This window comes from Dyella amyloliquefaciens (assembly GCF_004296575.1).
GTDB lineage: Bacteria > Pseudomonadota > Gammaproteobacteria > Xanthomonadales > Rhodanobacteraceae > Dyella > Dyella amyloliquefaciens.
The window spans coordinates 503,784-517,656 of sequence record NZ_SAYT01000001.1 but is presented as its reverse complement, the minus strand read 5'-3'; the positions used below and the strand labels follow the sequence as shown (position 1 = coordinate 517,656).

The window sequence follows — 13,873 nt, the reverse complement described above, 5'->3', positions numbered from 1 at the left end:
CCGCGGCGTATCGGCTTCACCGCTCCGTTGGCTTTTCGCGCACTGGGTGCGCTCCTACAGAAAAAGAGGCTGACTAGTTATTCATGCTCGGCGCCGTACAACTCCTGGCGCAGGCTACGCAGCGACAGGGTTTCCCATACCGCCACCAGCACGAGCACCAGCGTCGTCGCGCCGGCCAGCGCCAGTACGGACAACGTGGTCGCTGGCCAACACAGCACCAGCAACAGGCCCAGCCCGGCCAGATGCGAGAACGGCAGGTTGGTGTGATTGACCGTTTGCTTGAACAGCGCATTGCCCAGCAGGTAGAGCGCCGGACCGCCGAGCAGCACCGCCGCCTGCGGTCCGTTCACTGTCGCGTGCGGATGGCCGAGACTCAGCTCGTCGCCGACGGCGCTGACCACGATGCCGGCCACGATCACCAGATGCAGATAGGTGTAGCCCAGTCGCGCCGTACGACCAGGGTCGCTCGAATGACGGATGGAGCGGCTGCCGCGTTCCACGGCGAGATCGAAATAGATCCACCACATCGCCACGCAACCTACGAACGCAATGATGAAAGCGAACCACGCATCGGCATTGCGTGCGCTCTCGGCAAAACTGCTGCCGGTCACCACCACCGACTCGCCCAGCGCGATGATCACGAACAGGCTGCAGCGCTCGGCGAGATGGCCACCCTCCACGTCCCATTCCATCGTGCTGGAACGTCCCAGGCCGGGTACGTAGAAGGCCATCGCCGGCCCAAAGTACTCGATGGCGAGCGCTGCCACCCAACAGGCCGCGCGGGTCTCATCCGAGGATAGTCCGCCAGCGATCCACAGCACGCCCGAAGCTGCCAACCAACTGGTGATGCGATAGAAGTTGCGCCGTGCGGCCTGCGGCGAATGACGCAATGCCCATACCATGAACAGCGAACGCCCCACCTGCATGAAGGCATAAGCGCCAGCGAACACCAGGCCATGCTCGGCAAAGGCCTCGGGCAGCGCGGTGGACAACAGCAAGCCGGCGAACATCAGCGCGAGCAGCAGCAGGCGTACCGCCAGCCGTTCGGGATCGAGCCAGTTGGTGATCCAGCCTGTGAAAATCCACACCCACCACACGGCCAGAAACAGCAGCAGCACATGCAGTGCGCCCGTCATGCTGAGATCGCGCAGCAACGTGTGGGACAGTTGGGTGACGGCGTAGACGAACACCAGATCGAAAAACAACTCGATGTTGGTGACCTTGCCATGGACACCGGCCTGCCGTGGACGCAGCAAGCTGGGCCCATTCACTCCCGCTGCATGGGGCACTTCGGACATGGCGCGATCTCCCTTGATTCGCGCCAGTTATCGCACGAGCCGTTACAGGCAGGAACCCTGGACGGGGCAATCAAGCAGCGACCGCGCATCGCATCAACGCCCGCCATCACGGATGGCATTGACCCTCCCATCCACCACGACGACGGTGACAACCCGGTTGCCTTGGCGGTATTGCCACTGCTCACCCGTGGTTTCCTTCGCGCGGCTTCCACGCGACTTCCGGCCGCCGGTCGCGCGTCGACTCGATGCGCCCTTGCCATGCGACTTGTGCGAAGGCTTGCCCAGCAACTCGACCACCCTCGTCGCGCTGTCGCCCACCACCAGCACCTCATTGCCCACCCGCAACGTGCCGCTGCCGGCCTGGGCGGTGAAGGCCACCGCCAGGCCTATCCATCCGATGTATCGACGCATGGCCGCTTCCCTGTCCGTGATCCGCGCCCTCGCGCAGCCGGATCACCTTAGCGACAGGCTGCAGGCGCCTGGCAGGCGCCGCGCGCCGTGCATGGATGTAGGAAGCGAACCCGCACTCAGTGCGTGCGGTCCAGGATCTCCGAGATCTTTCCGTCGATGACGGTGACCGTCACGATGTGGTTGTTGTCGCGCTGGTACTGCCAACGCTCACCCTGGTGACCGCCGTACTCACTTTCTACCGGCTCCTTGAAATCCGGGGTACCCAGGAGCTGCATGGCGCGCACGGCGCTGTCTCCCACGGTGAGCACTTCACTGCCAACGCGATAGGTGCTGCTGGCGTGCGCTGCCATGCAGAGGGACAACAACAGAACGGCCAGAAGACTGCGGCGCATATCGGACTCCTTGTCGAAAGCACTGGTTTTCAGAAACCGGAGCCCGGACAGGCCAGGTAGGCCTGTTCGGCATCCGTGCTAGCCCGGCCCAGTACCTCGTTGCGATGAGGGAACCGGCCGAAGCGATCGATCACATCATGATGGCGACGGGCATAGTCAAGGAAGTGCTGGAAGTGCCCTTGTTGCTCCTCGGGGAGCTGGACCACCAGGCGTTCGAACAACTGCACGCAATGCTGCTGCAGGGTCATGTCCTCGGCGTGTTCCAGCGGCATGTACGCAAACAGCCGGTGCAGCGGCGGCAGCCGCTGATCGTCCCCGCGCGCAATACCGGTCACGGCGACGGCCTGCGCGCGCGTGTCGGCCGCCCAGGCCCGGGCATCCTCGCGATAAATGTTGCGGCTGAACTGGTCGAGCACGATCAGCAGGGCCAGCCATCCGTCGGGCGTGCTGGCCCAGTCATCCAGCTCACCGCGCGCGGCCGCCTCTACGTCGGCGCCGAAGCGTTCGCGGATGTCCGCGTCGAAGGCATCGTTGCGCTCGAACCAGTACGCCTGGGCCGCGGGATCGAACCAGAACTCAAGCACATCCCGCGGCGTTGTCATGGCAGTGGCTTCCCAGGGTGGGTGAGAGGTCAACCGTGCGTGGTACCGGCCAGACAATGCATGTCGCGATGGATACCGTGCAGGCGAGACAGCTGAATGCCCAGCGCACGTGCCGATTCACGCGGAGCATGCGCCATCTGTTCCTCGAAACGATTCAGCAACGCGCACTCGTTGCGGGCCAGCGAACGCACCCACGCCGAATCCCGGTTGGACGACATGCCGGCATTCCACTCGGCCAGGGTGCTGCGTATCGCGCCTGCCAGCGTGCCGTGGTGGGCCGGCGACTGGCCGCTGGCATAGGCCTGCGCCTGCAGATCGAGTATCAGCATATCCAGCGTATGCAGGTTCTCGGCCAGCAAGGCCTGCAGGCCGGGTTCGCGGACTTGCGCCAGCGCGCGGCGGTACAGGTCACGATCATCGATGCCCCGACGGATCAGGGCGTTGTAACGCGGTACTCGAACGTGCGACACGAAGCCGCCTCCCAACACCTACAGACTTACGGCGTGATGCTCGCGCTTCGCCGCTTAGCAGAAGGTTAATCCCGGGTATGAGGCTATTCGCGCTCAGCGTCCGTTCTACTGCCCTACCTGAATGAGATTGAGCGGCTGCCCGTTGCCCGCGCGTATGTCCTGCTGCAGTTCGGCCAGGCGTTGCACCGAGGGACAAAGGGCCTGGATCTGCGGTGTCAGCGCCTGCATGCGCTGTTCCAGCCGCGGTCGCAGCTGGGTCGCCAGGTCGGCCGCGGTGTCGCGCAGATTGGCGGCGGCCTGCAGGTCGCCGGTCATGGCGGCGTTCATGGCCTGCTGGCCGAGATCATTGGCGATCAGCGGCATGAGGTCGGACGCGATCTGGTTGGCGTATTCATCGGCCAGATTGCCCTGCCAATCGTGCGTACTGTTGCTGTTGGCAAGGCGCTGCTTGAGTTCAGCAGCCCGTGCCGCCACGCGACGATCCAGTTCGGCGCGCGTGTCGGGGCTCAGGGACAGGCGCGAACCTTCGTCGTGCATGGCCGACACCAGCATGTCCACGCCCTTGTTGGCCACGGCCTTCCCACGCGGAACCAGCGCGCGCAGCTCACGCTCGAACAGGGACAGGCGATCCTGCTCATCCGGTCGCAGTGACACCGCGGCGCCATCGGTACGCAGGTGCCCATCGTGCAGTTCCACCTGGCGAGGCGCCGGTTGCTGGCGGTCGAACAGCAGGTGATCCGGCGCCACGGTGAGGTCGTAGCTGCTGGTGGCGTGACACGTGGTGGCCAGATCCTGCGCATCGGCAGCGAAGGCGGCGAGGGACACGGTCAGGGCTAGAAACAGACGGCGCGGATACATGAGGTGCCACGGCAGCAAACGGTGCCGCACCGATAACCCGGACTGTGGCAACCGCCGCTGAACCGTCACCTGGCGCTTACCGGCGCAGCTTGCGGAAGCCCGCCTTCACCTGCGGCCGACTCAGCCACCAGGCCAGCCACAGCAGGACCGGCACGGCGGCGGCCTTGGTCGCCATGGCGATCAGGAACGAGCGACGCACGTGATCCAGCGCCTGCAGGGAGGCCTCGTCCAGCGGGGCCTGGGCATTGGTCATCATCACGCCCTGGCTGAATTCACGCCATTGCGAGAGCAGCATCAGGCCGCCAGCCAAACCCCAGCCCAGGGCTAGCAGGATGGCTACGACCTGCAGAGCGGGACGCGCCCAGGCCTGGCGCAGGATGGCGCCAGCGCAGATCACCACCACGCCAAAGGCGACCGCGAAATAGCCCACGTCCCACGCCAGCATCTTGTGCAGCTGGGCTGCGTCGCCGGTGTTCCCGTCCGGCAGCTGCTTGAGCACGCCCCACAACTGCTCGGCATGGAGCGAGTACTGCAGGCAGCCGTAGGCGGCCAGCAACAGCATCAGCCAGGCCACGATGCGCCACAGCGCAAAGCCATCGGTGCGTCCGGCGCCCCGCGTCCTGAGCAACATCAGGACGAGGCCTTGAGCGTGGCGAGGTCAGCCAGTACCTGTGCGGAATTCTTCTCCGGGTCCACGTCCTGGTAGACCCTGGCCACCTTGCCCTGCGGGTCGATCAGGAAGGTGGTGCGGCGTGCGTACTTGAAGCCGAGCTTGGAAGCGAGCACGCCATAGGCCTGCGCCGTCTTGCTGTCCGCATCTGACAGCAGCGGGAACGGCACGTGGTACTTGGCGGCGAAATCCGCATGCGACTTCACGTCGTCCAGGCTCACGCCGAGCACGTCGGCACCCGCCTGGCGCAGCTTGGCGATGTCATCGCGGAAGGTGCACACCTCGGTGGTGCAGCCCGGAGTGAAATCCTTCGGGTAGAAATACAGCACGACCCAATGGCCCTGGTGATCGGCCGGCGTGTGCCACTTGCCGTTCTGGTCCTGCAAGCGGAACGCCGGCGCCGGTTGACCCACCTGCGGCATGGTGGCGACTTCGTCGGCCTGCACCGGAACAACCAGACCGAGCAGCAAGACCAACAGCAACAGCAGCGAGAGACGGCGCATCAAGGCACTCCGGGAGAGAAAAGCCGGAGCAGTGTACGCGTTATACCGGTAAAGCAAAGGGCGCCAGCTGGCGCCCTTTGCTCCTGTCCTCAGGATGCTTATTTGCGGGTGATGCTGAAGGCACCCACCGAGATGCCGAGATTCACACCCTCGCCGCTGCCATGCAGCGCCAGCGAGGTCGTGCCCTTGCTCAGCACCTGGGCTTCGCCGCTCTTGACCACGCCCGCCTCGGCGCCGGCCTGCGCATAGTCACCGAACACGTCGTCGATGCTGCGCACATGGGTGATATCACCCTTGCCGTTGTCGATGCGGTATTTACCCGCGGTGAGGCCGCCGCCATTCACGCTGATCTTCACGTTGGCGCGCTGGCCATTGCTGCACACCACGGTGCCACTGCCTTCCGCGTGCTTGTAGATAAGCGACCAGCCGGACAAGCTGAAGCTCAGGTCGCACTTGACCTCGGCTTCGGCGGCCCGTGCGGTCGAGACCGGAAGTGCCGTCGTTACGCCGGCACAAGCCAGCACCAGAGCTGCCATTACGAACGTACGCTTCATCATCGTGTTCTCCTTGGCTCAAAGTGGAACTTGATTTCCGGATGCCATTGTCGACAACGTTGCTGAACAGAACGGCATGCGCGCCAACATCCGTTCATACTCCGCCGCCTTCGTGAATATGGTGTGGAAGACATCGCTTGATGCTTCGCTAACAATCGCCCGCGCACACTGGAAACATAGGGACAGCGAGGACGCAGCCATGAAAATCGGGGCCTTCGTTTTTTGCTTTGCCGCATCGGCGATGGTCATCAGTTCGCCGCTGTTGGCGCAGTCATCCACCTCCGCGCCGGCCAAGAAAACCCGCACGGTGTGCGAAGACGTCACTGTGCAGGACCAACCCAGCGACAAGCACCAGATTGCCGGCATGGCGATCGGCGGCGTCGCCGGCGGCCTGCTTGGCCACCAGGTCGGCGGCGGCAAGGGCAAGACGATCGCCACGGTGGCAGGTGCTGCCGGTGGCGCGTACGCTGGCAAGAAGGTCCAGGAAAACCAGCAGGCGAAGAACACCCATGTCGAGCGTCGCTGCCACGAGGTGTCCGACTGAAGCTGGATGCACACAGGCCATGGGGGAATGCATGTTGAAGTATTCACTGGTCGGCTATGACGGCTCCGCCTCGTCGCAACGGGCCGTCCGATTCGCTGCCGAACTGGCTCGCGCCAGCGGCGGCCGCATCCGCGTTGTTTCCGTATTGCAGATGACAGGAGGCGGCGCCGACACCTGCGCGTTGATGATGAACGACCCCGGCGCCGGCAAATGCACGCGCCTGCTCGATGAGGTCAAGCAACTGGTCCCCGACTCGGCCTCCTTGATCGACGCGGAGGTGGTGCGCGGTAGTCCGGGCGATGCCCTGCTCGAACAGGTGCGTCGCCACGACATCGACCACATCGTGATTGGCCACACCGACCGCGGCGCCCTCGCGCGCTGGCTGCTGGGCTCCGTTTCCGGCGATGTACTGGAGCGCGCGCGCGTCCCGGTCACCGTGGTGCGCTGAGGCACCGCACCTTTTCCCGTCCACCCCGGGTCGGCGCGCGTTAATCCCTCCGCGCCGTCCCGTCGTATCCTGTTGTCACACTTTCGTCATACCGGACGGCGCCGCGCCCAGCGGCGGGCCCCGTCCGGCCAGCACAGGAATGCCTGCGTGAGCTACACCACATCGTTGCCATGGACCCTGGAGAGCCTGGATTTCAGCCGTATCGAGATCCAGCGCGTTCGCCAGAACGAGGACCTGTTCTTCCTGTTGTGCAGCGCATCTTTCGTGGAAAGTGGCTCGGACCTCTACACCCACAACCTGGTCGACCATTTCGCCGGGGACGAAGCGCTGCAGACCTGGTTGAGCCAGCACTGGGAGCATGAGGAGCTGCAGCACGGACGTGCGCTGGCCGCCTACGTCAAAACCGTATGGCCGGAATTCGACTGGGAGAAAGGATTCGCCGCGTTCTGGAACGAGTACGGCGCGATGTGCACCAACGAGCAGCTGGAAACCAGCCGCGGCCTGGAGCTTGCCGCGCGCTGCGTGGTGGAGACCGGTACGGCCTGCCTGTACCGCGCGCTCAACGACATCACCGACGAGCCGGTGCTCAAGCAGCTCACCAACCACATCAAGAGCGACGAGGTGCGGCACTTCAAGCACTTCTACCAGCACTTCCGCCTGTACCGCGAGCGCGAGGGCTTTGGCCGCTACAAGGTATTCCGCGCCATTCTCCGCCGCGTCAACGAAATCAAGAGCGAAGACGGCGACGTTGCGCTACGCCACGTGTTCAACCAGTGCTATCCGCAGCACAAGGACAACGAGGCGGAGTTCCGCCGCGTGACCGGGCGAGCGCAGGCTTTGTTGCGCCGGAATATTCCGGCCGAGATGACGGTGAAGATGCTGCTCAAGCCGCTGGAGTTGCCGATGCGCTTGCAGAATGCGATGGAGAAGCCGCTGGCGAAGATCGCGGAGAAGTTGTTTCTGCATTGATCGACAGGGAGCCCGCTGTCGTTGGCTTTTGTGGGAGCTCAGCCTGTGCGCGATAGAACGACAGGCGACGAACTCGCCTCATGACGCGAGCAGTTACCCCCTCTCCCTCCGGCGACCCGAAGGTAGTCCCTGTGGGAGAGAGGGTTGGGGAGAGGGTGCGGCTCTTGCCCCAAGCCGCAGAACTTGGACCCTATTCCGCAATAGATGCGCCACCGCCAACGTGCCGCCTACGACGCAAAGCTAGTCCCTGTGGGACGCAGCGGGCGTTTCGATCTCCTGCCGGAGCTCGAGTCACTTTTCTTTTGCTGGCCCAAAAGAAAAGTAACCCAAAGAAAATGGCCTTAAGAGCCAGGGCTCATAGCGGTACGCGGAATAGAAGCGTCGGACGACTGGCACAAGTCGAATCAGGGACGTTCTACCTCGAAGGGCGCGGCTACACCGCAACGCGCCGTGGGACTGAGGACTTAAAGCGACACTGGCGCACGACGAAGAATTTCCGCGAGCTATCCCACTTCTCCCTCTCCCCTCCGGGGAGAGGGCCGGGGTGAGGGGCCAATCTAGCGACGGCGCTGCCTAGCTCGACAGCGCCCTAAACCATCACTTCGCCGGCCGCGGAACCTCTTCCACTTCGCGCGGCTTGCCCTGCTGCGGCTCGTTGAGCTTCGCCACATCCACGGGCCGGATCTGCTTGATGAAGCACGGCTGGTCCTGTGCGCCGGTGATCACGCGGTCGAAGCGGGCCGACACTTCGCTGACGCTGGAGGTCAGGCCGATGTGGTTGGTGAATTGCAGGTTGCGGCATTTGCCATCGAGGTCCAGCAGCCACGCTTCGTTGGCGCGCGTGTACACGGCCAGTTGTTCGTCGCTGAGTGGCTCCCACGACCACAGGCTGAAGTAGCGGAAGCTTTGCACGGGAGCGCCGGCGACGGCGGCGTACGCCTGTTGGCGGGCACTGAGGCGGGCGGAATACTGCTCGCCGACGCGTGCACACGCGCCCAGCATCAAGGCTGCGCCGATGATCAGAACGTGTTTGACAGCCATTACCGCGACCTCATGAAGGGATGCATGTCACAACGCACGAATGCGGTGCGCGTGGACGCACTATTTCTTCTTCGCCGTCTTGGACACGGTCTGCCACTTGTCCGGCACGAAGCCACCCACCTCGTACACCAGGGTGACCTTCTTCTCGCCATCCTGCATGGTCACGTCCATGGTGATCTTCTTGGCCTTTTCCATCTGGGCGATGAAGCCCTTGTCGTCCTTGAACAACAGGGCCGGCTCGCCGGTGGTGGGGGCGAAAGCACTGATGCTGCCCGGCTTGCCGTCGAAGGTGGCCTTGATCGAACACACGGCCTTGCACACGAAGCCATGACTGCCGCCGGTGTTGTAGAGGAAGACGTTCTGTCCCCAGTCGGTGTGGCGGCGCAGGATCAGGTTCACCCGGATATCGGAAGACGGCGGGCTATTGGTGATGGCGGCGGTGGATTGCGTGCCACCCTGCATCGGCGACACCTGGTACAGCCACAGGCCGGCGAGGCGATTCTTCTCGCTGTTTTCCTTGTAGCGCTGCTCGATGCCCGGCAGGGTCTGCTGCACTTCCTTCGCGGCGTCGCTGTTCGGATAGCGGTTGACGATCTCCTTGCCCATGGTCACGGCCATCTCGTCGTTGCCGATGCGTAGCAGCTGGCGATAGGTATCGAGCTTCTGAGCGGAATCGTCAGCGGGCGCCTGAGCCTGCTGCGGCGCCTGTCCCTGGTCGCCGGACTGGGAACATCCGGCCAGAACGAGGAACGCACAGAAAGTGGTGCCGACAAAGCCGGATCGAAGCAGGTTCATGGGCGGGGCATCCGATGAAGGGAAGGCGTTTAGAGTGGAACGACGGGGCGGGCTAGCGCAACTCCCGGTTGCCCTTCCCTGCAGGAGCGCACCCAGTGCGCGATCGCGGAGACTCGTCGCGGCCGCGCGCCAACCTTTGCGCATGGACGCGGTGACCGCGTCAGCGCCTTGTCGGCTGTTCGCGCACTGGGTGCGCTCCTACAAGGGGATCGTCGGGCGTCATGCGCCGACGGGGGCGTCGCCGAAGCGCTCGCGCAGCTGCGTGCGGTAGCGACGGCTGCAGGGAATGCTGGCGCCATCGCGCATGGTGAGGCGGGCATCACCGGTCTCCAGCGGCTCGATTTCCGCCAGATGGTCAAGGTTGATCAGGTAGCTGCGATGCACGCGCACAAAACGTGCTGGATCGAGCCGGTCTTCGATACCTGCCATGGTCGCCCGCAGCGGGTAATCGCGGCCGCGCACGTGCAGGTTCACGTAGTTGCCCGACGCCTGCAGCCATTCGATGTCGCGCGCGGCCACCAGGAATTCCTTGCCGAGCTTGCGCACCAGGAAGCGCTCCGGCCGGTCCACCGGCTCCACCGGCGGCCCCTCGTCCGGCTCGGCGAGCAGGCTGGCCTCGCCCTGCAGGCGGCGCACGAAGAAGCCGTAGAAGGAAATCACCGCCACAAACGACAGGTAAGTGCGAAAGTCCTTCAGATACTCATAAAAGAGCTCCACGGGCACGTTGCCGAAGTCGTAATGGCTGCCCATGGCCAGATAGGCCAGTTTTCGCAAGCCGACCATGCTGCCGACGTGGACCAGACAGAACGGCACGGTCAGCAGCGCGTGCATCTTGAGGCTCTGGCGCCAGCTATCGAAGCGCAGCGGCCAGCGCCGGGTCGCCCACACCACGAAGGGGACCAGCGCCAGGAGCACGAGGCTACTGCTCGCCTCCCAGATCCAGGGCTCCAGACTTGAGGTACCGCTACGGTGGTAGACATGATCGAACCAGGACACCAGTCCATTGAAGGCGGTGTTCCCGGTGAGCATGACGACCCAGTAGCCCACCTCGAAGGGCCGCCGCCAACGCTGGAATCCCTGATAGTCGAAAACCGTCCGTGTCGTCATGGCCGGGATTCTACGTGGAAGAGGCGCCGGTGCCGCAGGTTCGTCCCTGCCAGCCCGCCACTCGTCCCTGGGCCCCTGCAATCAGTCACTTGGCGGCGGACAGCGGCGGGGTTGCCGGGGAGGATGGGTACATCCCGCCACCGGAGCCTGCCCATGAACCGCCGCCACGATATCGACGCCCTGCGCGTCCTGGCCTTCGGCCTGCTCATTCTTTACCACCTGGGCATGCTCTACGTGAGCGACTGGGGCTTCCACCTCAAGAGCCACTATCTCGCCGACTGGCTGCAGTACCCGATGTTGTTCCTGAACCGCTGGCGGATGGACCTGCTCTTCCTCATCTCCGGGCTTGCGGTCCATTTCCTGAGGGGACGCCATGCCTTGCCGGTCGTGGCCTGGAAGCGCACCGTGCGGCTGCTGGTGCCGCTGGTGTTCGGCATGGCCGTGGTGGTTCCGATCCAGCCGTATGTCCAGGGCGTGGACAACGGGCTGGTCGCACCGGGCTTTGGCGCTTTCCTGCTGCGTTATTGGACGGGTGGCCCGTGGCCCGCCGGCGCCTTCGATGGCTGGCAGTTCGGCGTCACCTGGAACCACCTGTGGTACCTGCCCTACGTCTGGGTCTACACGCTGGTGCTGCTGGCGTTGATACCGGTGCTGGAGTCGCCACTCGGGCAACGCGCCGTCGCCGCCTGCCGGCGTGTGCATGGCGTGGCCTTGCTGGTATTGCCCGCTGTTCCGCTGATGTTCTATTCGGCCTTGCTCGCCAGCCGCTTTCCGCAGAACCACGCGCTGTTCCATGACTGGCATGCGCACGCCCAGTACGGCACGGTGTTCTTCTATGGCTATCTGCTCGGCACGCGCGATGGCCCGTGGCAGGAACTCGCTCGGCTGCGTCGCGCCTCACTCGCCACGGCACTGCTGTGCTTCGCGGGCTTCCTTGGCCTCGAGCGGTTCATGGATGTTGCGCCAATGACCCCGACCGCCATGGCGGCGACGCACGAAGTGCTGCGCGTACTGAATTATCTGTATACCTGGACCGCCATCGCCGCCGTGCTGGGCTGGGGACACCAGTACCTCAACCGCCCGTATCGTTGGCTGCCGTATGCACGCGAGGCGGTGTTCCCTTGGTACGTGCTGCACCAGAGCATCATGCTGGCCGCGGCTTACTGGCTGATCCCGCTGCGCGTTGGCCCGGTGACAGAACCGCTGCTGGTGCTCGCCTGCACGGTGGGCGGTTGCGCGCTGCTGCATGAATTCGCCATACGGCGCGCGCGCTGGTTGCGCCCGCTGTTCGGGCTCGACGCTACGCCGCGCCATCGTGCGGAGGAAACCTTCAATCTCACGGAATCCACCCAGCAGGCCTGACACGACCGGGCAGCGAGGTCCTCACGTCTCGCTGCCCATGGTGGAGTCCAGGTGCTCCACGCGCCGTATATCGCCCAGCCACACGTAGCAACTCCACTCGGGCACGTCGGGTCGCTCCAGGCGAACCACCCCGTTGATGCCTTCCTTCTCCTCGCCGTCGCGAAACACCTGCACGTTCGGGCGCTCACATACGACGCCGTCATAAATGCTGCCGTCGTTGAGCAGCAGCACCACATGGCCATTGGTTGGCAATTGCCGCACCAGCGACTCCAGGTGACGGATATGGACAGGATCGGTGTAGACCTGTTGGGCAAACTGACCCATGGGGAACCTCACAGCCGGTATCGTCACGTTTCACGCTAGGGCCGGCAGCGCCAAGATCAGGTAAAGGGCGGGGAACACCGGCGTGAAACGCCTGAACCTTGCCCCGACGCTTCAGCTACCGATAATGCTCGGGATCCTGAAGGAACCTCCATGTCATCCACTCCTGCGCCCATTCCGGCGGATGCGCTGCGCTCGCATCCGGCGTTCGTACAGTTCTGGTTCGCACGCATCTGTTCGGGCTTCGGCTTCCAGATGCTGTCCGTCGCGGTGGGCTGGCAGGTCTATGCCATCACCGGCCGTGCACTCGACCTGGGCCTGATCGGCCTCGTGCAGTTCATTCCCTCCGTGCTGCTGGCCCTGCCGGCGGGGCACGTGGCGGATCAGTTCGAGCGCCGTCGCATCGTGCTGCTGGGGCAGATCGTGGACATGCTCGCGATTGCGGTACTGGCCGCGATCAGCTTCATACACCTCGCGCACGAGTTCACGATACTCGCGCTGGTGTTCGTGATCGGCGTGGCCAAGGCTTTCGAATTTCCGGCGATGCAGTCGATGCTGCCTGCGCTGGTGCCTACCATCGTGCTTCCGCGCGCGATGGCGGCCAGTGCCTCGGCAGGACAGGCCGCGATGATCATGGGACCCGCGATCGGCGGCCTGCTTTATGTGGCGGGTCCCGGCGTGGTCTACGCCGTATGCGCCCTGCTCTATCTCGTCGCCGTGATGTTGATGGCGCACCTCCGCTACGAACAGGCACAGCCCAAACGTGAGCCGGCCACGCTGAAGACCTTGTTTGCCGGCGTGCACTTCATCCGGGCACGTCCCGACGTGCTCGGCGTGATCTCGCTGGACCTGTTCGCCGTGCTGCTCGGTGGCGCAACCGCGCTGCTGCCGATCTTTGCCAAGGACGTGCTGCATACCGGCCCGTGGGGCCTGGGCCTGCTGCGCGCGGCGCCCGCCGTGGGCGCCCTGCTGATGTCGCTATGGCTGGCCCGGCACAATATGGAACGGCGCGTGGGCCCGATCATGTTTGCTTCGGTGGCCGGCTTCGGTGTGGCGACGCTGGTATTCGCGGTTTCCACCACGTTGTGGCTGTCGCTGGTAGCGCTGTTCGCGCTGGGCGCCTTCGACATGGTGAGCATGGTGATTCGCGGCGCGCTCGTGCAGCTGGATACACCCGACGACATGCGCGGCCGCGTCAGTGCGGTGAACGCGATCTTCATCAACACGTCGAACCAGCTCGGCGAATTCGAGTCCGGCATGCTGGCGGCCTGGATGGGCGCAGTGAACGCCACCGTGATCGGCGGCATCGGCACGCTGGTGGTGGTGGCGTTGTGGATGGGGATGTTCCCCACGCTGCGCCGACGGCAACGACTTCATGCGGAGCCGGTACGCTCGACACCTTGAGGATGGCAGGCTCCCGGCCACGCTGGCTTTCTTGCCGCGCATCCGCCAGCTAACTCATGGTACGGAAGCAACCGCAACCCGTTTGACACGCGAACAGGCGTGGCTCAGCTGCGTCGCTATGGCC

Annotated in this window: 18 protein-coding genes; 5 read left to right on the top strand and 13 right to left on the bottom strand. The window is 64.4% G+C overall.

Annotation, left to right across the window (positions count from 1 at the left end; translation table 11 throughout):
• Positions 1-77 precede the first annotated feature (77 nt).
• The 9 genes from EPB08_RS02085 to EPB08_RS02045 form a co-directional block, all read right to left on the bottom strand.
• Positions 78-1,298 carry a low temperature requirement protein A gene (locus EPB08_RS02085; protein ID WP_130617397.1) on the bottom strand — a complete coding sequence of 407 codons (1,221 nt, stop codon included), beginning with the start codon at positions 1,296-1,298 and terminating at the stop codon, positions 78-80.
• A gap of 93 nt (positions 1,299-1,391) precedes the next feature.
• Positions 1,392-1,709, bottom strand: coding sequence for a DUF2845 domain-containing protein (locus EPB08_RS02080; protein ID WP_130617396.1), 318 nt, complete (start codon positions 1,707-1,709; stop codon positions 1,392-1,394).
• 116 nt (positions 1,710-1,825) lie between these two features.
• The gene (locus EPB08_RS02075) at positions 1,826-2,101 is read right to left on the bottom strand and encodes a DUF2845 domain-containing protein (protein ID WP_130617395.1); all 276 of its coding nucleotides are present in this window, start codon (positions 2,099-2,101) and stop codon (positions 1,826-1,828) included.
• Between the two features lie 29 nt (positions 2,102-2,130).
• A complete protein-coding gene (locus EPB08_RS02070) occupies positions 2,131-2,703 on the bottom strand; it encodes a DUF924 family protein (protein ID WP_130617394.1) in 573 nt (190 codons plus the stop codon).
• A gap of 29 nt (positions 2,704-2,732) precedes the next feature.
• Positions 2,733-3,173, bottom strand: coding sequence for a DUF2383 domain-containing protein (locus tag EPB08_RS02065; protein WP_130617393.1), 441 nt, complete (start codon positions 3,171-3,173; stop codon positions 2,733-2,735).
• Positions 3,174-3,278: 105 nt separating this feature from the next.
• Entirely contained in the window at positions 3,279-4,031 is a 753-nt protein-coding gene (locus tag EPB08_RS02060; RefSeq protein ID WP_130617392.1) for a DUF2884 family protein, read from the bottom strand.
• 76 nt (positions 4,032-4,107) lie between these two features.
• A complete protein-coding gene (locus EPB08_RS02055; protein WP_130617391.1) occupies positions 4,108-4,662 on the bottom strand; it encodes a hypothetical protein in 555 nt (184 codons plus the stop codon).
• Entirely contained in the window at positions 4,662-5,204 is a 543-nt protein-coding gene (locus EPB08_RS02050) for a peroxiredoxin (RefSeq protein WP_130617390.1), read from the bottom strand. The genes EPB08_RS02055 and EPB08_RS02050 overlap by 1 nt, the downstream gene beginning before the upstream one ends.
• Before the next feature lie 98 nt (positions 5,205-5,302).
• Entirely contained in the window at positions 5,303-5,761 is a 459-nt protein-coding gene (locus EPB08_RS02045; RefSeq protein WP_130617389.1) for a hypothetical protein, read from the bottom strand.
• A gap of 73 nt (positions 5,762-5,834) precedes the next feature.
• On the opposite strand from EPB08_RS02045, the gene EPB08_RS02040 reads away from it, so the two are divergent.
• The 3 genes from EPB08_RS02040 to EPB08_RS02030 all read left to right on the top strand — a co-directional run bounded on the left by EPB08_RS02040 (position 5,835) and on the right by EPB08_RS02030 (position 7,719).
• Positions 5,835-6,302 (top strand): glycine zipper 2TM domain-containing protein, encoded by a 468-nt coding sequence (locus tag EPB08_RS02040; RefSeq protein WP_229238181.1) that lies wholly within the window; start codon positions 5,835-5,837, stop codon positions 6,300-6,302.
• Positions 6,303-6,333: 31 nt separating this feature from the next.
• The gene (locus EPB08_RS02035; RefSeq protein WP_130617388.1) at positions 6,334-6,750 is read left to right on the top strand and encodes a universal stress protein; all 417 of its coding nucleotides are present in this window, start codon (positions 6,334-6,336) and stop codon (positions 6,748-6,750) included.
• Between the two features lie 147 nt (positions 6,751-6,897).
• Complete coding sequence (locus EPB08_RS02030; RefSeq protein ID WP_130617387.1) at positions 6,898-7,719, top strand: ferritin-like domain-containing protein; 822 nt, start codon at positions 6,898-6,900, stop codon at positions 7,717-7,719.
• 597 nt (positions 7,720-8,316) lie between these two features.
• Here EPB08_RS02030 and EPB08_RS02025 read toward each other — a convergent pair.
• From EPB08_RS02025 to EPB08_RS02015, 3 genes are all read right to left on the bottom strand, one after another.
• Complete coding sequence (locus tag EPB08_RS02025; protein ID WP_130617386.1) at positions 8,317-8,760, bottom strand: DUF6491 family protein; 444 nt, start codon at positions 8,758-8,760, stop codon at positions 8,317-8,319.
• Between the two features lie 60 nt (positions 8,761-8,820).
• Positions 8,821-9,555: a tol-pal system YbgF family protein gene (locus EPB08_RS02020; protein WP_130617385.1), complete on the bottom strand. Its 735-nt coding sequence runs from the start codon at positions 9,553-9,555 to the stop codon at positions 8,821-8,823.
• Positions 9,556-9,774: 219 nt separating this feature from the next.
• The gene (locus EPB08_RS02015) at positions 9,775-10,662 is read right to left on the bottom strand and encodes a LytTR family DNA-binding domain-containing protein (RefSeq protein ID WP_130617384.1); all 888 of its coding nucleotides are present in this window, start codon (positions 10,660-10,662) and stop codon (positions 9,775-9,777) included.
• A gap of 153 nt (positions 10,663-10,815) precedes the next feature.
• Between EPB08_RS02015 and EPB08_RS02010 the strand changes: the two genes are divergently transcribed.
• Entirely contained in the window at positions 10,816-12,024 is a 1,209-nt protein-coding gene (locus tag EPB08_RS02010) for an acyltransferase family protein (RefSeq protein WP_130617383.1), read from the top strand.
• Between the two features lie 21 nt (positions 12,025-12,045).
• Here the strand turns inward: EPB08_RS02010 and EPB08_RS02005 are convergent, their stop codons facing one another.
• Positions 12,046-12,348 carry a DUF3247 family protein gene (locus EPB08_RS02005; protein WP_130617382.1) on the bottom strand — a complete coding sequence of 101 codons (303 nt, stop codon included), beginning with the start codon at positions 12,346-12,348 and terminating at the stop codon, positions 12,046-12,048.
• Positions 12,349-12,498: 150 nt separating this feature from the next.
• On the opposite strand from EPB08_RS02005, the gene EPB08_RS02000 reads away from it, so the two are divergent.
• Entirely contained in the window at positions 12,499-13,749 is a 1,251-nt protein-coding gene (locus tag EPB08_RS02000) for an MFS transporter (RefSeq protein ID WP_130617381.1), read from the top strand.
• Positions 13,750-13,873: the final 124 nt, after the last annotated feature.